Source organism: Ekhidna sp. ABH4_415 (assembly GCF_056161305.1).
In genome coordinates, this window is the sequence record NZ_JBSWYW010000002.1 from 182,259 (window position 1) to 201,921 (window position 19,663).

The following is a 19,663-nucleotide window of genomic DNA, read 5'->3' on the forward strand; positions in this document are numbered from 1 at the left end:
CCATCATGCGATTGTTTTTCGTTGTAGTAATTCTTGCCTTTGGCGTTGTAGCCATGGTTGTTTTGCCACCAGGTAAAGAGGCCAGGATTACAGGTGCCAGCCTGGTAAATCCTCCTCGTGAGATTACAGCAGAAAAGATGGCGGAAGTGAAGCGTGTGAATGCTGGGTGGGTCGCACTTATACCATATGCCTTTTCGCGAGATGGTGAGCCTAATGTTTCATTTGATCACTCCCGACAGTGGTGGGGTGAGCATACTGATGGCAACTGCACGCTGATTCAATACGCCAAAGATCATGGGCTGAAAGTGATGGTAAAGCCTCATGTATGGGCCAGGGGCGCTGGCTGGGTGGGAGACTTCAACCTGGATTCTGAAGAGAAATGGAAAGTATGGGAAACAGACTATACCAAGTACATTCTGAATCATGCGATAAAAGCAGATTCCATGGGTGTTGAGCTTTTTTGCATTGGTACAGAGTATCGAATCCCGGCAAGGGAGAGACCAGCGTTTTGGAGGTCATTAATTAAGCAGGTTCGCAAAGTATACAAAGGCAAGATTACTTATGCCTCCAATTGGGATAACTACAAGAATATCACCTGGTGGGATGAGGTAGACTACATTGGTATCGATGCGTATTTTCCACTCGCAGAGGGAAGTCACCCGTCACTATCTGAGATCAAGGAAGGGTGGGAGCCTATCAAGCAGCAGCTATCGTTATTTTCCGAAAAATGGGGCAAACCCATTCTTTTTACCGAATATGGATTTCAGAGTGCAAATGGTGCGACAGGCAGCCACTGGGAGGTTGATAAATCAGAATCTAACGCCAATGCTCAGCTGCAGGCGGATGCGTATGAAGCTACTTTTCAGGCATTGGAAAACGAGGCGTGGTGGGCTGGTGGATTTTTCTGGAAGTGGCACTTTACGTCTCGGTATGGCCGCTGGCGTGGTACCGAGTGGACTCCCCAGAATAAGCCTGCTGAAGAGGTTATTGCCCGGTGGTATGGGAAAAACCGTTAATTTTCCATTTTAACGACTAAACTATGAGTGAGAAACGAAAAGTAGAGGATATCCTGGCAGAGCTGGGAAAGAAAATTGATCGGTTGGTTGAAGAGACAAAAGAGGCAGGCTCGAAAGTTTCAGAAGATATGGAAGTGCAGATTGAAAGGCTTAAGGCTCAGAAAGAAAAGATTGAAGAGCAAATCAGAAATCGATCCTCAAATGGGAATGAAAAATGGGCACAGGCTCGTGAACATCTCAATGATGCAGCCGAAGCACTTCACAAAGCATTTGGGTCGCTTTTTAAATGATCAAATCCGATCCAGTACCTTTTGGATCAGGCTATCAATTACTTTATTAGGATCTTTAGCAAAGTTGTTTTTGATGCGATTGGCCATAATGGCATTGAGACTAAGCATCTCATGTCCCAGTAATTTCCCAAAAGCATAATAGCCAGCTGTCTCCATTTCAAGGTTGGTGAGCCACACATCCTCTGCGTGGAAATACTGCATCTTTTCAATAATGTCTTTGAAGCGAATGGGAATTCGCAACTCTCTGCCCTGGGGAGCATAAAAGCCCGGACACGTCACCGTATTGCCAGCGATGGTGCAGTCTTTAAACTTTTCAAATAAAGCAGTCGACCCTTTGAAACAATACGGTTGGTAAGGGATACCTATTTCTTCCTGAAACTTCTCAACAATCCGTCGCTCTTTTCCTTTGTGCTTGAGCTTATAAAAGTGAATCAGTGGATCCATGCCAATAGCATATTCGGTTGCGAGGTGACTTCCAACTTTGATTTCATCGCGGATGGTGCCGGAAGTTCCAATGCGAATGATTTGAAGCTTTTTTCTTCTTGGTTTTGGCTCTCTGTGTACCAGATCGATATTGAATAGCGCATCCAACTCGGTCATCAGAATTTCTACATTGTCTGTTCCCATTCCGGAACTAATGACAGTGAGTCGCTTGCCATTGTATTTGCCCGTATGAGTGATGAATTCACGCTTGTTCATCTCAAACTCTACAGAATCAAAGTGACGTGAAACTCTATGTACCCGCCCAGGATCGCCTACGACGATGATTTTATCGGAGATATCTTTTGGTCTCAGACTTAGATGATAAACGCTACCATCCGGATTGAGAATAAGGTCCGTCTCAGAAAAAGTGTGAGGCATAGCTAGATCAGGTTTCTAAGGGTCCCTTAAAAGTAACGAGGAAACACCTTAGAACCGCTTTATTTACAAAAAGTTAATCTAGCTTTTTGTGGTGGCCTTCCTTTTTAATCCTTTATACGGATTGTAGCCGTTCATTTTTTTTTGATAAAAACCGGTTCCATCATAAGGTCTTCTATCCGGATTATTCATGCATTCCTCCGAGCAGCAACCCTTGTAAATCTCAGCACCTTTCTCACTCATCGGTATGTGCATATTGCAATGAGGGTTTGCACAGTTCACCATTCTGTCACATGGCTCACCTGTTACGTAGCATTTAGAGATCACCTTTGGGTTTACCTTATTGACATCTTTTACAATACGGTTGTCAAATACATAGCATTTGCCCTCAAAATCCGCTCCTTCTGCTTCTAACCCATATTTAATGATTCCGCCGTGTAGTTGGTGTACATTTTCAAATCCTTGTTCCAGAAGGTAGGCGCTCGCTTTTTCACATTTAATACCCCCTGTGCAGTAGGTGACAATCTTTTTGTCTTTGTGCTTTTTTAGTTCCTCAATTTTCTCAGGGAAGTCACGGAAATTGTCGATATCCAGGGTAATGGCATTTTTGAATTTGCCGATCATGTGTTCGTAGTTGGAACGAACATCCAGGATGATCGTGTCTTCAGGCTCTTCTTGAAGTATTTTTCTGAATTCCACCGGCTCCACATAGCCACCGGTTTTCTTGGTTGGATCGATATCTTTTAAAGAACTGTGAACGATTTCCGGCTTCACGCGCACATGCAGTTTTTCAAATGCGGGCTGATCGTTTGTATCGACTTTAAATTCGGTGTGAGCAAAACGCGGATCACTTGTTACAGCATCCATATATTTTTCACATGCCTCCTGTGTTCCAGACACTGTTCCATTGAGACCTTCCGAGGCGACAATGATTCGTCCTCTTAGATCCAGATCTAAACAAAGTTTATGATGTTGTTCCCTGAACTCTTCAGGGTTGTCGATTTTACTGTAGCAGTAATAGAGTAATACGTAATGTTTTTCCATAATAACCGAGCCCTGTTTCAGCAGGGTGTTAATATGGGCGCAAAACTAAAGATTTATAAAGAAAACCAGATGGGGTGCATCAGGCTTTATGTCATTCGATAACGACATTTACCTTATTAATCTTCCCTTTTGTTAAGGGTCCCGTTTGCACGCCTTCACCATCGTTATTCATTTGATCTTTCCGAACATCTAAGAAGTAGAGTTTTGTTTCTAGTTCTTTGAATAAAACCCTTCCTTTCTTATCTGATTTCGACTGAATGACTGCATTCTCGCTTTTCTTATAGTCTTCGGCAGTCGAATATACTGTCACTGTTGCCCCTTCTACGTAATTTCCAAGACCGTCAATTACAGTCACCTGCAACTTAGTTTTCAACACCTGTAATGATGCAGTGGTGGTATTTACTGCCAACATAGTTAACAGAAAGAATACGCTTAGTGTCCATTTATTTTTCATAGAATTTTAGCTTTATACTTTCATGTAAGTTAGTATGAGAGTCACTATTAATTCGTTTGGATAATTAAGTAGTTACCAGTCTTCCAGAATTTTTTCATATCGAGAATGGTAAGCTTTGTAGATCCATTAAGGTGATCCAGTCTATAACTATTTTTTGGATGGGTGGTGATCAATTTTACTTTATTGCTTTTAATGGTGAAATAATTAGTCTTGTCCTTTTCTATTTCTTGAAATCCAATGTTGTCCATTTGGGCATTCAACACTTTAACTCTACCAATGCCGATGAAGCCCCCTTTTTCATCTACTATCTTGGATGATTTAAGCTCTTTATTGCTTCCGAAATAATAGTATGCTCGATTCAGTATTTGCTTGATTTGATCAGTGTAGGCTTTCTGTTCAAGATATAATTTCTCTAAGTCTCCAACCTCTAATTCCAGCGCCTCTTTTTTCCTTCTGTACTCTTCTTCTTTTTCCATCAAGATACGAGCACTACTTTTTAGTGAACGATCCAGACTCAGAATTTCGTCACTTTTATTTTCAGAGTCTTTCCTCAGGGAGTTTAAGTTTTTATCCAATAACTGGATCTTTAGGTTAGTATTCCCAAATAGGTTGTCGATATACATAATCCGACTTTTTATCCGAGATTCAACCGCTTCATGACTTTCTTCCTCCAGTGCTATTTCATTGATTAAAGACCAATTAAGCTCAATCTTTTTGAGATTGAAATCTATTTCCTCAAGCGTACGCCTGTATCCACTGATAGAGGCATCCTGGATTCTTTGTTTATTTTTTAGGCGTGTATTTTCTTTTTTTAGTGCTTCGTTCTCTTTGCGTAGGGCTTCTTGAGCGTCTTGTTTGCTACACGCTAAAACACATGTGATGATAAGAATAACTGATAGTCTCACACTAACAAGTTAACATTCATTTTGCAATTATGCGCTGATGTTTGAGCTCTTTGAATAGTCCCCTGGCATAGGTGGGTAAGTATCTGTCTAATTCGGTGGGAGTGAATGTTGCTGATCGACCTGACCAAACCAATTTACCAACCTTCAATTCATAGAAGTTTGTTTCAATGAAGTATTTAGTATTACGAGTGAAATAGCCTGGTATATAAACCAGGTCGTAAGTTCTGAAAAAATAGTTACCAAATCTGTTGTAATACATGAAGGGTGCATAAGCTAATTCAGGAGGTGTATATCTTTCTTCATTGATGTCTACCAGTGTTACTGTTATTACCCCATCAAATCCATTATTTCTCATGCGTTCTTTTGCACGTTCTACATCCTCAAAAGGCTTCCCTAACTCTGGAGGAAACATTGACATCCCGTTAACACATTTAACTTCTGCTTTTCTACCAGCGAATACGACCTCATTTTCAACTTCATTTCGAATATTTACGTTATTCACCAGCCCCATAACAAGAATATTCTGAAAATCTCTGTCATAATCTTCAGTCGTATTCCATGTGCGCATAATGCCTTCTGGCACACAGCTGTTTAGAAAAAAAATAAAAGGAATAAGGAGAAGTTTTGCTTTCATGTCGGGAATTTAAGCATTACTTAACTCCCACTGCGGGATTACCGAATACTGTTTGGCCTTTCTTGACATCACCTACTACTACTGATCCGGCACCTATTCGGGCACCTTTTTCAATGGTCACCCCAGCCACGACAGTCACGCCCGATCCAATAAACACCTCGTCCTCAATTTTCACTTTGGTATTGATAATCGAGCCTGCACCGATCTGCACAAAATCCCCTATTTCCACTTCCTGCTCAATAATCGCCTTGGAGTTGATGACATTGTGATTTCCCATTTTTGAGTCGTTGGAAAGCACTGCGCCCGCATTCACGAAATTTCCATGACCGATACTGAATGAATCAGAAATGGAAGCCGATTGATGTACGGCGTTCATAGGCATGACCTTACGTGTTTCAATGAGGTATTCCACGTACTCTTTTCTTTGTGCGTTATCATCCGTGGCTACAAAGGCCTCACACTTTTGTCCAATGAGTTTAGTAAACCCGTGATCATCGGTAGTACCCAGCACAGTCACGGTATTGATTTCTGTGTTGTGCGTTTTCTCATCATCATCTAAAAATCCGTAAACAACAATGTTATTTGAGTTGAATATTTCAAGGGCGGCCTTAGCCAATCCTGTTGATCCAAAAATGATTACCGGTTTTTCCATGTCCTTCCTTTTTTGAAGGCGCAAAATTAGCGATTATTCTTCCGTTTGTGAAGCAATGTATCGATAGGGAAGGATGAAGCTAATTAAGAAGAGATAAGGCATATATGCATTTTTGTAGCGCACGAGCGTACCAAAATTCGGAGTTGATAAGGGTAATAAAATTCCAAGTAGTAAAATGCTGCAAATGGATGCAATCAATAGCGGCCATTCTACCGATGGTTTCTCTTTTGGCACCAGAATGAGTGACATCATAACCAAAATAGTGAGCATCAGATTTTCGGCACGATGAAGCCATCCCCAGATTGGCGTGTGGTCGTAAATGGAAGGTCGAAACAAGCCAGCATGTAGTGCTTTGGGCACATTACTTAGTATTTCTTTCCACGAGTCTGTCTGAAGTTCAATGTCCAACTCATCCCCTGCGTCAGATTTTTCAATAATGGCTTTATTGTTTTGATGAAGCGTCCACGGGATGCGATCAATTTCCAGGTAAGGGTGAATGAATTGTGTGGAGAAAAAAGCTATAGCTATGATCAGCAAAGACGCAAATTTCCATTTTCTGTTGAGCTTTTTAAATAGCATCATCGCAAAAAGTACACCTGCAAATAGAATGAAGGTGATCAAGAGGTAGTGTTTGATTTTCAATAGCAAGAATGCAGCTACTAAAATCAGCAATAAATCCATCAGGGTGATTTTGCCATTATAAATACGTATCGTTGATACCACAGCTACGATTAAAGCAGCACTGGCCAGGCTGTCTTTGATAATACCTGAGGACCAAAAAACAACGGAAGGGATGAAGAGAAAGCAGATAGCAATGATCCATTTGAGGCGAGGATAAAAAGTGATTAAAACTTTACTTCCATACCAAAAACATAAAAAACTGATAAAGGAAAAGTATAAGGAAGTAATCCAGTAAGATCCGCCTGTAATTATTATTAATGGCCTGAGAAGGCGTACAAAAAATTGCGTTCTTGGTTGACTGTCACCATTGTAGTCCTGAACGTTTTTCGCATATTCAAAAAAATTGATGGTATCGCCCGATCCATAGTACTTAAAGAAGATCAATCCCAAGACCACCCCAGCTGCCAATTTCATAGCTAGACCTGACCAAAAGACCCAATTTGGAAGCTCAGTTTTCATAAACCTGAAAACAAGAAATGAAAAGAGGCTTAGCAGGACTATATGAATGATCCAGTACATCATCGGTTTAGTATTTCAACCCCAATATTACACTGAAGACATCTACGCTTCTGGCAGTAACTATAGAAAAGCTGAATAAGCGCCTGTGAGTCAAATGCAGTCTTTGGTTCAGTACCGGTTTTACTCCACTTTTTCGTGATTCGGTTGCTTTCTGCTGAGAGTGATTCAAGAAGCTCAATTGCACGATCCATGTAACGCGTATTTGCTGTATGTCTGGCATAGGCCGCCAGGAGAGGGGCCACTGTATTTATGAGGATGTTCTCAAACGTGGTTTGACCAAAATGTTTGATTGCTTTTTCCCTTTCTTTCCCAAAATTATAATGCCTTTGCCAATATGGGTTCAAAGTTGGGCATAGTTGCTTTTTCAGCTCTGTGGTGTTTTCCGTCTTGGTTAGGACTGTGAAAAGTTTAGGCTGATGATGCAGCAAGGAGGCAAGCTGAGCCAAGCGAACCGATGGAAAGTTGGCAGGTCTAAGCCTTCCAAATTTCCATTGTGCACTTACCATTGGTTCTGCCAAGTCAAATTTCTTTCTCAGAAAATCATACGTTGATTTCAATGTGCTTTGATATTCGTCTTTTTGCACGTCTAAAAAACCCGCCTGACCAAAGAGTAAAGCCTCCGTTGATTGTTCATCGTGAAGTGTTTTCTTGAGTTTAGTGAATGGAAGTAATTCAGTCAATCGAATGAATGCTTCCTTGTTGGTTGCAAACCCAAAGTTGGCTGCCAGTGTTCGATAGGTTGCGTCTTCCCAATCGTTTGTGTTGCTTTTCAGGTGGCGAAGAATCCGACCTGCTTTTTCTTCAAGCCTCTCAACAAGTGTTCGGTCCAGCATGCTGCGCTTAGTCAAAGGAGAGACTTCCATTAACTGATTGGCGCAAAGAATTTCCTGGGTGGACTGAACGTGCTTTTTGTATTTTTCTATTAAGGTCGGATCTACAATGGATTTCAGTTCAAGTGTTGGGATTTTTGCTCCATTCAATTGGATTTCCTTGTCATGCTTCCAGACTACATGGAGGATAACATTCTTATAAGCCGGATCATGTTGGTGATTGTGGTGATTCCAATCGGAGGAATGTAGGTGTATCTCTACCTGTCCTGCCCATTCAATCGAATCAATTTTGATGCGTGCCTCTTCAAAATCAGGTCCTGAGTCCTGATTATGGTAGCCAGGGTAGAATACTTTAAGTGTTTGATTATCGGTTAGTTTGAGTTCATTTTGATCAAACTTTTGATATTTCCATATGTAGTGGAGAAACTGCTCGTCCATAGCATTCACCTCCTAAGATACGGTTTGTGCTATAATCCCTGAAGGATTTGCGCCATTTCCACCTGAATTTTATGCGCAGCATTTCCAGCACCTTCAGCGAAATTTTCTGATTTATCGGAATAAATGATCCCTCTGGAGGAATTGACCAGCAGGCCGCAATGCTTGTTCATGCCATATTTACACACGGTCTGAAGATCGCCACCCTGGGCACCCACTCCTGGAATGAGGAGAAAATGTTCCGGTATCATTCTGCGAATTCCCATCAGTGCTTCCGGTCGTGTAGCACCAACTACGTACATGATGTTATTAGCATTGCCCCATTCGGCACTTTTTCGAATGACTCGTTCATAGAGTTTTTCTCCATCATCACCTACGATAATATCTTGAAAATCCAGTCCCCCGGGGTTACTTGTAGCAGCCAAAATGATTACCCACTTTCTATTGAATTCAAGGAACGGTTTTACAGAGTCAGAGCCCATATATGGTGCTACAGTCACCGAGTCGAAGTTCATATGCTCAAAGAAAGCCCTCGCATACATGGAGGAGGTATTACCAATGTCTGCTCTTTTTGCATCAGCGATAGTGAAAACGTCATCAGGTATGTATTCAAGCGTTTTTTGAAGGGATTCCCAGCCTTTGGCTCCTTGCGCTTCGTAAAATGCAGTATTCGGCTTGTATGCTACGGCATATGGGTAGGTGGCGTCAATGATCTGTTTGTTGAATTCGAAGATGGGGTCTTCGTTTTTGAGCAGATGTTGAGGGATTTTTTTGATATCCGTATCAAGTCCCACACATAAAAAGGACTCTTTCTTCTTGATCTGCTCGAATAACTGCTGACGGGTCATTGAGATTGAGGTGATTTTTGGCTAAGATAAAAAGTGTGGGCGTACTTCTATCGTTCCCCCTAAAGAGGATGCAAGGTAAACCACTAAATGCTTTAGCTTATTTTAGCTCAGGGAGCTTGTCGTTTACGACTTTTCCTTTTTTCACCTCTCCATAGAAGTGAACATCGTATAGTTTTTCGTATTTTTTGATCGACTGGTGTAATTCAGGAATACTATCGCTTCTCAGTTTAATTCCCTTTCTTTCGCCCTTGTGTCGGAGCTCTATGTAATATCCGTCTTTGAGTTTTACCGGAGTAGTTGCAGGTCTAGCCAAATCAATAAAATTTTATATGTACGTAACAATTATATAAAACAATGCTCGCGCGGAAAAGTTTCCGCACGAGCAATTATATAAAAATCAAAAAACTTTAGAATCTGTTTCAGTGCTTAACCTCTAGGGTTAGCTTTTTTTACAACGATGGTTCTACCATCTAATTCTGTGTCGTTAAGGCTGGAAATTGCCTGGTTACCTTCGTCATCATTTGGCATTTCAACGAAACCGAAACCTTTTGATCTCTGAGTGTCTCTGTCCATGATAACTTTAGCGGAATCAACTGTTCCGAATTCTTCAAATGCTTGTCTCAATGCGTCTTCTGAAGTTGCATAGTTAAGCTTAGCTACAAAAATGTTCATTAAAAAAAATAAAAATTAAAAAAGCGTCCAGACTTGTTCTGAACGCCACAAAGATATGCTTTTTCTCATTAGTTTAATAAAAGCAGGTTGGGTTGCCTGAAATCACGGGTGCTGTACTGCCGTCTGAGCTCAATTCCCATTGCACATTTGATAGGTCATAAGCAAAAGAGGTATCCGATGATCCGGTCACAACTACGTTACCACTGGAAGAATCGAATAGTTTATCCTGGTATAAAAAAGTAATTGAAATAGTGGCATCAAATAGGCCAGCGCCAATGGGATAGGTGCCCGCGGTAATATTTTCACCGCATGAAATAATGAAACTGACTTTCGAATCCACATCACCCACGCGATAGTAGAATACATTGGCTGAAGACAAACTACATTGTGTTAACGGATCATCGATCTGCACATATCCGTTTCCATCCAGCGAAATATGGGCAGTAGCACGCGTACCAGAGGCTATTTTATCACCGGAAAAGCTCGCAACCTGGTTGCCCTGATCATCTTGAAAAGAGTAAAATATCCTACCTTCATCAATGCCTCCATTCATGGAGGTGAAAGCCGTATTTCCATTGGCAGGCACTCCTGTAATAACGTTCCCGTTCACTGTCACTTCTGCAAATTCATTGCCTTCATAAAATCCGGTATAGACGTTTTCACCTTTGCTTACGAAGCTGTAGAGAACTATACCTCTTTCAGGTCCAGTGAATAACTGAAGGACGCCTTCGAACTCTCCGCTGATATCTATATTCTCTACGGTTGTGTCCGGTTCATCTTCAGAACCGCAACTGATAAAAATGAGCAAACAGGCGAATAATAGCAGTGTAATGTACTTTTTCATAATTGTGATTTTATAGGTACAGATCAAGTTATCGCCCAAATTCAAGAAATAGAATACCTACTTAGGGGTAAATTTTTCTTACCTGAAGTCAATTACCTCGACATTTGGGTATTTTGATACGTCAAATTGGAAGAAGCTGTCATTCAGAGAAGTAGGGGTAAAGGAATTGATAGAATACAGGTATTTATTTCCTGTTCGCTCAAATACGCTGAATGACTTAAGCTCGTCTTTATCATTGATTGTCATTCTGATTTTAAAATAGCTTTTATCCCGGCTTTCCGGATCCAATTCTACAACCCGATCACCATTTTGCTTTTTCTCAGCTAAAACGTATTTGAATCCGTTTTTATAAATGTCGTAAATGTTGCTGAGCGTAATCTCAGAATCTTCCGGCTCATACGGACTGATTGTCACCTCGTTTATTTCTGCATTGTAGGTATATATGTCTGTTCCGTCATTATAGATTTTTTGTCCAGCAACATCAAGCACATACATATCCCCTTTAACAGCAATGTCTCCCGAGATAGTCTCATCAAGACCAGCGCTTTCATTAGTTAGTTTTTGAGAGAATGAGGCCTTAAATGCTTCAATTTGCTTGTATTTATTACTCATTGCATCCAGTACAGCAAGCGCTTCCGGATCATATTGTGCCTGAACTTGTAGAACTAGGAAAGTGAGTGATGCGATAATTAGCTTCTTCATTTGATGGATTTCTTGATTCTTAATATTTGATTTCTATTTCAGACAATAACTGTTCCAAACTGTGTTCGTCCGGTATAAGTACCTCTCGGGCTTTGCTACCCTCAAACGGTCCAACGATTCCTGCTGCTTCAAGTTGATCTATTAATCGCCCGGCTCTGTTATAACCAAGCTTCATTTTACGCTGAATTAGGGATGTAGATCCCTGCTGATGCATTACGATAAGTCGGGCAGCATCCGCAAAAAGGGCATCTCTGTCTGAAAGATCCACTTCGCCTATTCCGGACTCTTCCTCGCCGGCATATTCCGGAAGCAAGTAAGCATCATCATATCCACGCTGATCTCCAATGAAGTCACAAATCCGCTCTACTTCCGGAGTGTCGACAAAGGCACACTGCAGTCGTGTCATGTCTGATCCCATGGAAAGGAGCATGTCTCCCATGCCAATCAACTGGTCTGCACCGCCTGCATCCAAAATGGTTCTCGAGTCAATTTTGGATGTAACACGGAACGAAAGCCGGGCAGGGAAGTTGGCCTTGATGATACCGGTAATCACATTTACCGATGGACGCTGAGTTGCTACAATGAGGTGAATACCAATGGCGCGGGCCAACTGAGCCAGACGCGCAATAGGTGTTTCAATCTCTTTACCGGCAGTCATCATCAGATCAGCCAACTCATCGATAACCAGTACGATGTATGGCAGAAATCTGTGTCCTTTATTAGGGTTGAGTTTACGCTCAGTGAATTTCTTATTGTATTCCTTCAGGTTTCTACACGCCGCACTCTTCAAAAGGTCGTATCGATTGTCCATCTCGATACACAGGGAGTTTAGGGTATTTACCACCTTCGAAGTATCTGTGATGATGGCTTCTTCACTATCTGGAAGTTTGGCAAGGAAGTGCTTTTCTATTTTGTTGAAAAGTGTCAATTCCACCTTTTTGGGATCGACCAACACAAACTTTAGCTGAGATGGATGCTTTTTGTAAAGCAAAGAAGTCAGCATGATGTTCAAACCAACAGACTTACCCTGACCGGTAGCTCCTGCCATTAGCAAGTGTGGCATTTTACTGAGGTCGGTGACAAAAACTTCATTGGAGATGGTTTTCCCTAAAACCACCGGAAGCTCCATTTTGCTCTCCATGAATTTGCTCGTGGTGATCACTGAGCGAGCATCTACCATCTCACGGTTTTTGTTTGGCACCTCAATACCAATCGTCCCTTTACCAGGTATTGGTGCAATGATCCGGATACCCAATGCAGCCAGACTAAGCGCGATATCATCTTCGAGGTTTTTAATCTTAGAGATCTTTACTCCGGCCTCAGGAACAATCTCATAAAGCGTAACAGTAGGACCAATGGTCGCTTTGATGCTGGAAATACCGATCTTAAAATTGACCAGTGTTTCAATGATTCGGTCCTTGTTTTGTTCCAGCTCTTCCTTTGTTACTTTCACATCCTTTTCAGGATAGTCTGTCAAAAGAGACGGGGTTGGAAACCTGTATCGGGGAAGATCAAGTGTAGGGTCGTAATTGACCGCTTCTTCTTTCACTTCTTCTTCAAATTCTTTTTGCTCTACCTCAAATGATAGATCCTCTAATTCCTCGTTTTTAGCCGCAGGTGCTTCTTCCTGAGGTGGAAGAGGCACTGGTTTCTCTTCTTTGGGAGCAAAGACCTTTTCTTCTACTTCCTTGGGTAGAGGTTCTTCTTCTTTAAATTCCGGAAGATCGATGGTGAACTCCGGATCTGCTTTTTCTTTTTTGGGCGCTTGCTTTGGTGGTATTTTCTTCACTACCCAGGTTTCTGATTCATCGCGGTTTGCATCTTCATCTTCCACCTCTTTTTTAATTTGATCCAAAACGGAGGTGATGTCCTGTTTCTTTTCTTTTGGTTTTTTCTCTGGGATCAGCGCTTTAATCTGATTCACCAGGTTTTCAAATGAAGGAACAATACCGCTGAAAGCTGGAATTCGTGTGATGTCAAAGAAGAACATGTTGAATACCACGAACATGAAAATGATAAACAAAACTGCACCCCAGCCCATAAGACTCTGAGCAATAACAGCAAGCTCATAGCCAATGCCTCCACTCAGGAATCCCCACATGGTGGTTTCTTCCTGGGCAATGAGAAAGTATCCCATAACCATACTGATCCAGATCAGGTAGAAAACAACGAAGTTGAATGTTTTAACGATAGGTAAAAGGGCGCGAAACCAAATGATGCGGTAGGCAACTATGAAAAGGAATGGCGGTATAAGTATTGCAGCGATACCGAACCATAGAAAGATGAAATAGTGTGCTGCAATGGCTCCTATAAGTCCAAATGCGTTTTGCACCTCAGCACCGGATTCTTTTACATTGGTGCTGGTGTATGCTTCCACCACGCTTTGGTCTGCCAGACCGGTATTGAGATAGGAAATAAAAGAAACACCTAGGAATATTGAAATCAATAATAAGGTGAAACCGATGAATAAATGGAATTTCCGATCAGTGATGAAGTTGAATTTAAGGCTCGCCTTCTTCTGCTTCTTTTCGCTCTTCTTCTTGTAGGTATTTTGTGCCATAGGTTATGCTTCCAAAAATAATGGAGTTTTCAGCGTGGATCAAACATGCTTTAGGAGTTCCTTGTTGATCCGCTTGATCAGGGCCGGTCCTTCATATACCAGTCCTGTGTATATCTGCACCAAATTAGCGCCAGCCTGGATTTTTTCCACTGCATCTTGTGCAGAGTGAATCCCACCGACAGCAATGATATGAACGAGTGGAAGGTGCCTTCTGATATACTTGAGTACTTCATTTGATTTATTGAAAACCGGCTTCCCACTTAAGCCACCCGCGCCAATCGATTCTACTTTTTTTGTGCTTGTTTTTAATCCGGAACGATCGATGGTTGTATTTGACACAATCAGCCCATCTAAATCAAGTGTTTGCGTGATTTCAATGATGTCATCCAGTTGTGATTCGCTGAGATCCGGAGCTATTTTCAAAAGGATGGGTTTTTGAACTTCTTTCTTTTTATTCTCATCCTGAAGCGCTTTTAGTAACTTCATCAATGGCTCTTTTTCCTGTAAATCACGAAGGCCCGGAGTATTTGGAGAACTGACGTTCACCACAAAATAGTCCACATGATCATAAAGCTTTTCAAAACAAATAAGATAGTCGTCCAGAGCATTTTCATTCGGGGTGACCTTATTCTTTCCGATATTACCCCCAACTAAAATGTCTGACTTACGATTCTTTAGTCGCTCAACAGCCGCTTCAACGCCATCATTATTAAACCCCATTCGGTTGATCAATGCCTCATCTTTTGGAAGTCTGAAAAGGCGGGGTTGTGGGTTGCCAGGTTGTCCTTTGGGCGTCAGTGTGCCAATCTCAATAAAGCCAAAGCCAAGGTTGGAGAAATCATCGATGAGCTCAGCATTCTTATCAAATCCTGCTGCCAGTCCGACCGGGTTTTTGAATTTCAACCCAAATACTTCACGCCCCAGACGTTGGTCTTCAAAGTTGAAAACCCCACGGATGATGGACTTCCCAAGAGGAAGCCTCAAAGCGAAATGAAGCAATCCGGTCGTGATCTTGTGTGCTTTTTCAGGTGCGAATAAAAATAGAATGGGCTTTAAAAGTTGATACATCAGCTTCTTGGGTGGAATTGTGTTATTACCTGCTTTAAATAATCCCTGTCCAGGTGAGTGTAGATTTCAGTGGTTGTGATGGACTCATGACCCAGCATCTCCTGTACGGCACGTAGATCCGCACCCCCTTCAATCAGGTGTGTTGCAAAACTATGACGAAATGTGTGGGGACTAATATTTTTCTTCAATCCAATTTTAGCTGCCAGATCTTTTATGATCATAAATACCATCACCCGACTGATGGCCTTACCTCTTTTAGTGACAAAAAGGTGATCTTCAAATCCTTGTTTGATATCAATATGCACCCGAACTTCATCTCTAAAGATTTTGATATGCTTCAACGCAGATCGTCCAATTGGTACCAGGCGTTCTTTGCTTCCTTTTCCTATAATCCGAAGAAAGCCAATATCATCATGGATGTTGCTGATTTTTAGATTAATTAATTCAGAAACACGCAAGCCTGAGCTGTATAATGTTTCCAGCATGGCTCGGTTTCGCTGACCTTCAGGAGTGGACATATCAATCGCGCTGAACAGCTCTTCGATTTCAGGTAAATCGAGGGTGTCTGGTAATTTTCTGCCGAGCTTGGGTGCTTCTATTAGCTCAGAAGGATCTTTTGTGATTACTTCTTCGTAAACTAAAAACCGAAAAAAGGCTTTAAGCCCTGAAACCATTCGTGCTTGGGTATAAGCGGACATCCCAAGCTCATTGATGAATTCCAGGAAATCAATGAGGTCTTGCTGCACCACTTTGGTTGGCGGTACGTCCCGTTCTTTGATCTCAAAGAATTGCTGAAGCTTGGAAATGTCAGAGAGATAAGCGTCAACAGAATTTACTGCGAGCGATCGCTCTAATTTTAGGTAGTTCTTGAATTGTTTTGTGTAAGTATTCCAGGACATTTAATTGATTTAAAGTGAATGTCAGATTGAGCTTGTCGAAATCTCAAACATTCACGTTTCGAGAGTCTCAACGTGATGAATTCAACAAAACATCCTAATTTTCAAAAATACATTCAAAATAATTTTAATTTGAAAATACTCATCCTTAACGGACCCAATCTTAACCTTCTGGGGAGGAGAGAGCCTGAAATCTATGGTGACCAATCCTTCGATGATTATTTTGAAGGACTAAAGCAACGATTTCCGGATCATTCACTTGAGTATTTTCAGTCGAACCATGAAGGAGCTTTGATTGATAAGCTACATGAGGTTGGCTTTAGTTATGATGGGGTGGTTTTCAATCCCGGAGCGTATACCCATACGAGTATCGCTTTGAGAGATGCGATTTCAGGAATTGAAACTCCGGTTTTCGAAGTGCATATTTCAAATCTATCTGAACGAGAGGACTTCAGGCAAAAGAGCTATGTCAAGGATGTGTGTGTTGGGTCAATCAATGGAATGGGACTTGAGGGGTATGAGGTAGCGATTGAAGCGCTTTCTAAGTAGCATCATAGAAAAATCCACAGGACTCTTCGAAACAAGGAAGCAAAAATGAGTATCAAGTAGTATCTTTCCTTGAAAGATCCGCCAATGACTGACCTTCAAAAACAGAAACTCATTCATTTTTTCAATGTACTAGACCACAATAGCAATGGTGTGTTGGAACCTGATGATTTTGAACAGGTAGGTGAACATTTCAGTGATATTGTTGGCCATGAGGATAATTCGGTGGAACGACTAGAATTGAAGCTCCGTGCGCATAGGTTGTTCGTTCAGGTTTTGAAAGACATTGATAAGAAAGAAGCAGAACTTACCCTGGAAGAATGGTTGGAGTTCTTTTCGGAAGTGGTTTTGAATAAACCGAATGATTATATCAATCAATCAGCTACTTATCTTTTTTCTTTGTTTGATCAGGACATGGATGGCCACATCGATGAACGAGAATACCTGGACATGTTCAAAGCTTACGGATTGTATATGTCGGTCGCAAAAAAAGCCTTTGATTTATTGGACATAAATGGGGACGGACGAATAAGTGGAGGAGAGCTGGTAAAAGCATTTGAAGATTATTTCTTATCGGCAGATGAAACTGCCCCAGGCAATTGGATATTTGGTGACTGGAGAATGGGGTAGATTCAAAAAACGTTAATAAAGCTTCGACCAGAGCCCGAACAATATCGGTTGTTATTGTTTACTAGCTTAATGTGGTATAGAAATGATTCATAAAATATCAGACAAGACTATAAATGAATGGGCAGATAATAATCCAGAGTGGAAATCATTTAAATCTGAACTGGCAATAACGCTTGAACTTATATCTTTTTTTTCAGCGAAAGATGTCAAGGCTTTTTCGAAATATATTCTTTGGCAGTTGACATTTCTTAAAGCCATCAATATTCCTCAAAAGCAGTTTGAGTCATTATGTTGGTCTATACATGATATAGATGGAAGCAAAATATCCCCTACTAAGAACATGAAGATGTTTTTAGAAGGAGGTCTGAATGAGCAATCAATAAACTTTCCCCTTCAAAATAATTTAGTATTTGCAATCGTTGATTTTCATTCCAGTCTATTTGGGGAAATAGATCAATATGTGATTGAAAATGATGCCAATACCATTCAAAATGATGCAAACCAGCACTTAGCATTCCTTAATCAAGCGCTGGAAGCAGAGAGTCCTTTATTATTCAATGAATATATCAGCTGGTATCATTCTACACTACAAGCGAAAGGTTACGAAACACAGTCAGTTATCAGATTTTTGGTTACCATGCGAATCTTTCTTGAGGAAGAAAACAATAAGGCTTTGACCTTTATTGATGGAGGAATCCTTAAGCTAAAGGAAATTGTTGTTGATCAGCCTAATGAAAGTTCTACTTTTTTATCTTCTGAAGGATCCAGGCAATATCTGGAATTCCTACTTAAAGGCGATAGAAAGGGAGCTACAGATTTTATAATGGATCTTGCAGATAATGGTCATTCTCTTAAGGATATTTATATCAATATTTTTCAAAGCTCACAATATGAAATAGGTAGACTTTGGGAAAAGAATCAGGTGTCGGTTGCTCAGGAGCATTATTGCACGGCTACTACTCAAATGATCATGTCTATGCTTTATCCAAGATTATTTTCTTCAAAAAGTATAAATAAAAGTGTAGTTGCTACTTGTGTAGGCAATGAGTTGCATGAAATTGGGATTAGAATGATAAGTGATTTCATGGAAATGGATGGATGGGATACATACTACCTTGGAGCCAATACCCCGACTTATGCAATTATTGAAGCGATTGAAAAATACAATGCTGATCTCTTGGCATTATCTGTTACACTAACCCCACACGTGACTAATGCAAATGAAATCATACGAGAGGTCAAGTTGGCACACCCTCATATCAAAGTAATAGTAGGTGGTTATCCATTTCTTAAAGACGAAAAGTTGTGGCTGAAGATAGGAGCAGATGGGTTGGCTAAATCTGCTGATGAAGTAAACGAAACCGCATTAGCAATCGTGAATGGGAAGTGAAGAGATAAATAAGGGATTTATTGTTAAATGTGATGCATTCGGCAAGATAACAGAGATCAAGAAAAACGATTTGGTGGAGCTTGAATCGGGTGAATCTTTGACTAAAGTTGTGGATGTTTCAAGTTTGAGCAAATTACTTTCATTTCTATCGGACTTAAACAAAGAAGAAAGTGCCATCGGCTGGGAAGTCAATTTTAAAACCGGCAAAAAATTCAGCAACCTGTACCTGGCAGGAGTCAAAGAAAAAGATGATTTAATTATCATAGGTACTACAGATGTAGTAGAGACACGGAAATACTACAACAACCTGATGGTAATGAATAACTATCAGCAGAACCAGCTCAGGGAAGCCCTAAAAGAGAATGTAAAGGTTAAAGAGTCAATCAAGCAATTAGAGTCATTTGATGAGATGACCAAAATCAATAACGAGATGGCTAACCTGCAACGTGAGCTTTCTAGAAAAAATAAAACGCTAAATGAACTCAATGAGACATTAGAAAATAAAAATCAAGAGCTCGATAGATTTGCAAATATTGTATCTCACGACCTCAAGGCACCACTTCATAAGATTAGAGGACTTTTTCAGATCATTAATGCCAAATACGAGGATGAATTCAACGATGACCTTAAAGATCTTTTTGGCATGGTCACGGATAGTGCAATAAAAATGGATGCGTTAATAAATGATATTTTGGCGTATTCGAAGACTGGAAAAACTGATGTCGCTATCACAACCTTTAATGTCACAGAGCTTCTTGAAGAGGCAATTTCATTGATTGATTCTGCTTCCAAATTCAACTTTATTATTCAAGACAATCTTCCAGATATAACTGGAAGCTATATTCAACTGAGTCAGGTTCTCACTAACCTCATAAGCAATGCAGTCAAATACCACGATAAGCCAACGGGAACTATTGAAATAACCGTTGAAGAGATCAGTGAATCACATGATAAATTTTCAGTAAAGGATGATGGTCCTGGTATTCCAGAAAAATTTCATCAGAAAATTTTTGAGGCTTTCGAAACTGCTCATGGTCAAATCAGAGATGATAGTACTGGTGTTGGATTGGCAATTGTCAAAAAATTAGTGGAGCAAAACCAGGGAAAAATAGGGATTGATTCAGGGGTTGGAAAAGGAACCACTTTTTGGTTCACCTGGCCCAAAGTGCTAACTATTTAACTTATAAAA

The 19,663-nt window shown here is 40.8% G+C and carries 22 protein-coding genes; 6 read left to right on the forward strand and 16 right to left on the reverse strand.

Features of this window, described 5'->3' with window-relative positions; genetic code table 11:
* The first annotated feature begins 5 nt into the window (after positions 1-5).
* Both ACXAH9_RS03850 and ACXAH9_RS03855 read left to right on the forward strand, forming a co-directional pair.
* Positions 6-1,016 carry a glycoside hydrolase family 113 gene (locus ACXAH9_RS03850; protein WP_474893547.1) on the forward strand — a complete coding sequence of 337 codons (1,011 nt, stop codon included), beginning with the start codon at positions 6-8 and terminating at the stop codon, positions 1,014-1,016.
* Between the two features lie 23 nt (positions 1,017-1,039).
* Positions 1,040-1,306, forward strand: a complete 267-nt coding sequence (locus ACXAH9_RS03855) for a sll1863 family stress response protein (protein WP_474893548.1) — start codon at positions 1,040-1,042, stop codon at positions 1,304-1,306.
* Here the strand turns inward: ACXAH9_RS03855 and ACXAH9_RS03860 are convergent, their stop codons facing one another.
* The 16 genes from ACXAH9_RS03860 to xerD all read right to left on the reverse strand — a co-directional run bounded on the left by ACXAH9_RS03860 (position 1,307) and on the right by xerD (position 15,911).
* Positions 1,307-2,167 (reverse strand): nucleoside phosphorylase, encoded by an 861-nt coding sequence (locus ACXAH9_RS03860; RefSeq protein ID WP_474893549.1) that lies wholly within the window; start codon positions 2,165-2,167, stop codon positions 1,307-1,309.
* A gap of 78 nt (positions 2,168-2,245) precedes the next feature.
* The gene (gene trhO, locus ACXAH9_RS03865) at positions 2,246-3,208 is read right to left on the reverse strand and encodes an oxygen-dependent tRNA uridine(34) hydroxylase TrhO (protein WP_474893550.1); all 963 of its coding nucleotides are present in this window, start codon (positions 3,206-3,208) and stop codon (positions 2,246-2,248) included.
* A gap of 91 nt (positions 3,209-3,299) precedes the next feature.
* Positions 3,300-3,662: a carboxypeptidase regulatory-like domain-containing protein gene (locus ACXAH9_RS03870; protein WP_474893551.1), complete on the reverse strand. Its 363-nt coding sequence runs from the start codon at positions 3,660-3,662 to the stop codon at positions 3,300-3,302.
* A 47-nt stretch (positions 3,663-3,709) separates the two neighbouring features.
* Complete coding sequence (locus ACXAH9_RS03875; RefSeq protein ID WP_474893552.1) at positions 3,710-4,567, reverse strand: Cbp1 family collagen-binding glycoprotein adhesin; 858 nt, start codon at positions 4,565-4,567, stop codon at positions 3,710-3,712.
* Between the two features lie 16 nt (positions 4,568-4,583).
* The gene (locus ACXAH9_RS03880; protein ID WP_474893553.1) at positions 4,584-5,201 is read right to left on the reverse strand and encodes a hypothetical protein; all 618 of its coding nucleotides are present in this window, start codon (positions 5,199-5,201) and stop codon (positions 4,584-4,586) included.
* Positions 5,202-5,217: 16 nt separating this feature from the next.
* A complete protein-coding gene (locus ACXAH9_RS03885) occupies positions 5,218-5,853 on the reverse strand; it encodes an acetyltransferase (RefSeq protein WP_474893554.1) in 636 nt (211 codons plus the stop codon).
* A gap of 33 nt (positions 5,854-5,886) precedes the next feature.
* Complete coding sequence (locus ACXAH9_RS03890; protein WP_474893555.1) at positions 5,887-6,948, reverse strand: hypothetical protein; 1,062 nt, start codon at positions 6,946-6,948, stop codon at positions 5,887-5,889.
* Positions 6,949-7,052: 104 nt separating this feature from the next.
* Positions 7,053-8,321, reverse strand: coding sequence for a DUF2851 family protein (locus ACXAH9_RS03895; protein ID WP_474893556.1), 1,269 nt, complete (start codon positions 8,319-8,321; stop codon positions 7,053-7,055).
* 29 nt (positions 8,322-8,350) lie between these two features.
* The gene (gene pyrF / locus ACXAH9_RS03900) at positions 8,351-9,166 is read right to left on the reverse strand and encodes an orotidine-5'-phosphate decarboxylase (protein ID WP_474893557.1); all 816 of its coding nucleotides are present in this window, start codon (positions 9,164-9,166) and stop codon (positions 8,351-8,353) included.
* Between the two features lie 97 nt (positions 9,167-9,263).
* Positions 9,264-9,479: a hypothetical protein gene (locus tag ACXAH9_RS03905; protein WP_349564246.1), complete on the reverse strand. Its 216-nt coding sequence runs from the start codon at positions 9,477-9,479 to the stop codon at positions 9,264-9,266.
* Between the two features lie 113 nt (positions 9,480-9,592).
* Positions 9,593-9,838 (reverse strand): RNA recognition motif domain-containing protein, encoded by a 246-nt coding sequence (locus tag ACXAH9_RS03910; protein ID WP_089357032.1) that lies wholly within the window; start codon positions 9,836-9,838, stop codon positions 9,593-9,595.
* A 73-nt stretch (positions 9,839-9,911) separates the two neighbouring features.
* Positions 9,912-10,682, reverse strand: a complete 771-nt coding sequence (locus tag ACXAH9_RS03915; RefSeq protein WP_474893558.1) for a hypothetical protein — start codon at positions 10,680-10,682, stop codon at positions 9,912-9,914.
* A gap of 78 nt (positions 10,683-10,760) precedes the next feature.
* Positions 10,761-11,384: an outer membrane lipoprotein periplasmic chaperone LolA1 gene (gene lolA1 / locus ACXAH9_RS03920; RefSeq protein WP_474893559.1), complete on the reverse strand. Its 624-nt coding sequence runs from the start codon at positions 11,382-11,384 to the stop codon at positions 10,761-10,763.
* Between the two features lie 19 nt (positions 11,385-11,403).
* The gene (locus tag ACXAH9_RS03925) at positions 11,404-13,944 is read right to left on the reverse strand and encodes a DNA translocase FtsK 4TM domain-containing protein (RefSeq protein ID WP_474893560.1); all 2,541 of its coding nucleotides are present in this window, start codon (positions 13,942-13,944) and stop codon (positions 11,404-11,406) included.
* A 39-nt stretch (positions 13,945-13,983) separates the two neighbouring features.
* Positions 13,984-15,012 carry a quinone-dependent dihydroorotate dehydrogenase gene (locus ACXAH9_RS03930; RefSeq protein ID WP_474893561.1) on the reverse strand — a complete coding sequence of 343 codons (1,029 nt, stop codon included), beginning with the start codon at positions 15,010-15,012 and terminating at the stop codon, positions 13,984-13,986.
* Positions 15,012-15,911: a site-specific tyrosine recombinase XerD gene (gene xerD / locus ACXAH9_RS03935; protein ID WP_474893562.1), complete on the reverse strand. Its 900-nt coding sequence runs from the start codon at positions 15,909-15,911 to the stop codon at positions 15,012-15,014. The genes ACXAH9_RS03930 and xerD overlap by 1 nt, the downstream gene beginning before the upstream one ends.
* Before the next feature lie 129 nt (positions 15,912-16,040).
* On the opposite strand from xerD, the gene aroQ reads away from it, so the two are divergent.
* The 4 genes from aroQ (at position 16,041) to ACXAH9_RS03955 (ending at position 19,654) form a co-directional block, all read left to right on the forward strand.
* A complete protein-coding gene (gene aroQ / locus ACXAH9_RS03940; protein ID WP_474893563.1) occupies positions 16,041-16,457 on the forward strand; it encodes a type II 3-dehydroquinate dehydratase in 417 nt (138 codons plus the stop codon).
* An 84-nt stretch (positions 16,458-16,541) separates the two neighbouring features.
* A complete protein-coding gene (locus tag ACXAH9_RS03945; RefSeq protein WP_474893564.1) occupies positions 16,542-17,084 on the forward strand; it encodes an EF-hand domain-containing protein in 543 nt (180 codons plus the stop codon).
* Positions 17,085-17,166: 82 nt separating this feature from the next.
* The gene (locus tag ACXAH9_RS03950; protein ID WP_474893565.1) at positions 17,167-18,474 is read left to right on the forward strand and encodes a cobalamin B12-binding domain-containing protein; all 1,308 of its coding nucleotides are present in this window, start codon (positions 17,167-17,169) and stop codon (positions 18,472-18,474) included.
* Positions 18,464-19,654 (forward strand): sensor histidine kinase, encoded by a 1,191-nt coding sequence (locus ACXAH9_RS03955; RefSeq protein WP_474893566.1) that lies wholly within the window; start codon positions 18,464-18,466, stop codon positions 19,652-19,654. The genes ACXAH9_RS03950 and ACXAH9_RS03955 overlap by 11 nt, the downstream gene beginning before the upstream one ends.
* Positions 19,655-19,663: the final 9 nt, after the last annotated feature.

Coding starts and splice junctions, on each gene's coding strand:
- ACXAH9_RS03850 (WP_474893547.1), top strand. CDS start 6: ATGCGATTGTTTTTCGTTGTAGTAATTCTTGCCTTTGGCGTTGTAGCC.
- ACXAH9_RS03855 (WP_474893548.1), top strand. CDS start 1,040: ATGAGTGAGAAACGAAAAGTAGAGGATATCCTGGCAGAGCTGGGAAAG.
- ACXAH9_RS03860 (WP_474893549.1), bottom strand. CDS start 2,167: ATGCCTCACACTTTTTCTGAGACGGACCTTATTCTCAATCCGGATGGT.
- trhO (WP_474893550.1), bottom strand. CDS start 3,208: ATGGAAAAACATTACGTATTACTCTATTACTGCTACAGTAAAATCGAC.
- ACXAH9_RS03870 (WP_474893551.1), bottom strand. CDS start 3,662: ATGAAAAATAAATGGACACTAAGCGTATTCTTTCTGTTAACTATGTTG.
- ACXAH9_RS03880 (WP_474893553.1), bottom strand. CDS start 5,201: ATGAAAGCAAAACTTCTCCTTATTCCTTTTATTTTTTTTCTAAACAGC.
- ACXAH9_RS03885 (WP_474893554.1), bottom strand. CDS start 5,853: ATGGAAAAACCGGTAATCATTTTTGGATCAACAGGATTGGCTAAGGCC.
- ACXAH9_RS03890 (WP_474893555.1), bottom strand. CDS start 6,948: ATGAAATTGGCAGCTGGGGTGGTCTTGGGATTGATCTTCTTTAAGTAC.
- ACXAH9_RS03895 (WP_474893556.1), bottom strand. CDS start 8,321: ATGGACGAGCAGTTTCTCCACTACATATGGAAATATCAAAAGTTTGAT.
- pyrF (WP_474893557.1), bottom strand. CDS start 9,166: ATGACCCGTCAGCAGTTATTCGAGCAGATCAAGAAGAAAGAGTCCTTT.
- ACXAH9_RS03910 (WP_089357032.1), bottom strand. CDS start 9,838: ATGAACATTTTTGTAGCTAAGCTTAACTATGCAACTTCAGAAGACGCA.
- ACXAH9_RS03915 (WP_474893558.1), bottom strand. CDS start 10,682: ATGAAAAAGTACATTACACTGCTATTATTCGCCTGTTTGCTCATTTTT.
- lolA1 (WP_474893559.1), bottom strand. CDS start 11,384: ATGAAGAAGCTAATTATCGCATCACTCACTTTCCTAGTTCTACAAGTT.
- ACXAH9_RS03925 (WP_474893560.1), bottom strand. CDS start 13,944: ATGGCACAAAATACCTACAAGAAGAAGAGCGAAAAGAAGCAGAAGAAG.
- ACXAH9_RS03930 (WP_474893561.1), bottom strand. CDS start 15,012: ATGTATCAACTTTTAAAGCCCATTCTATTTTTATTCGCACCTGAAAAA.
- xerD (WP_474893562.1), bottom strand. CDS start 15,911: ATGTCCTGGAATACTTACACAAAACAATTCAAGAACTACCTAAAATTA.
- ACXAH9_RS03945 (WP_474893564.1), top strand. CDS start 16,542: ATGACTGACCTTCAAAAACAGAAACTCATTCATTTTTTCAATGTACTA.
- ACXAH9_RS03950 (WP_474893565.1), top strand. CDS start 17,167: ATGATTCATAAAATATCAGACAAGACTATAAATGAATGGGCAGATAAT.
- ACXAH9_RS03955 (WP_474893566.1), top strand. CDS start 18,464: ATGGGAAGTGAAGAGATAAATAAGGGATTTATTGTTAAATGTGATGCA.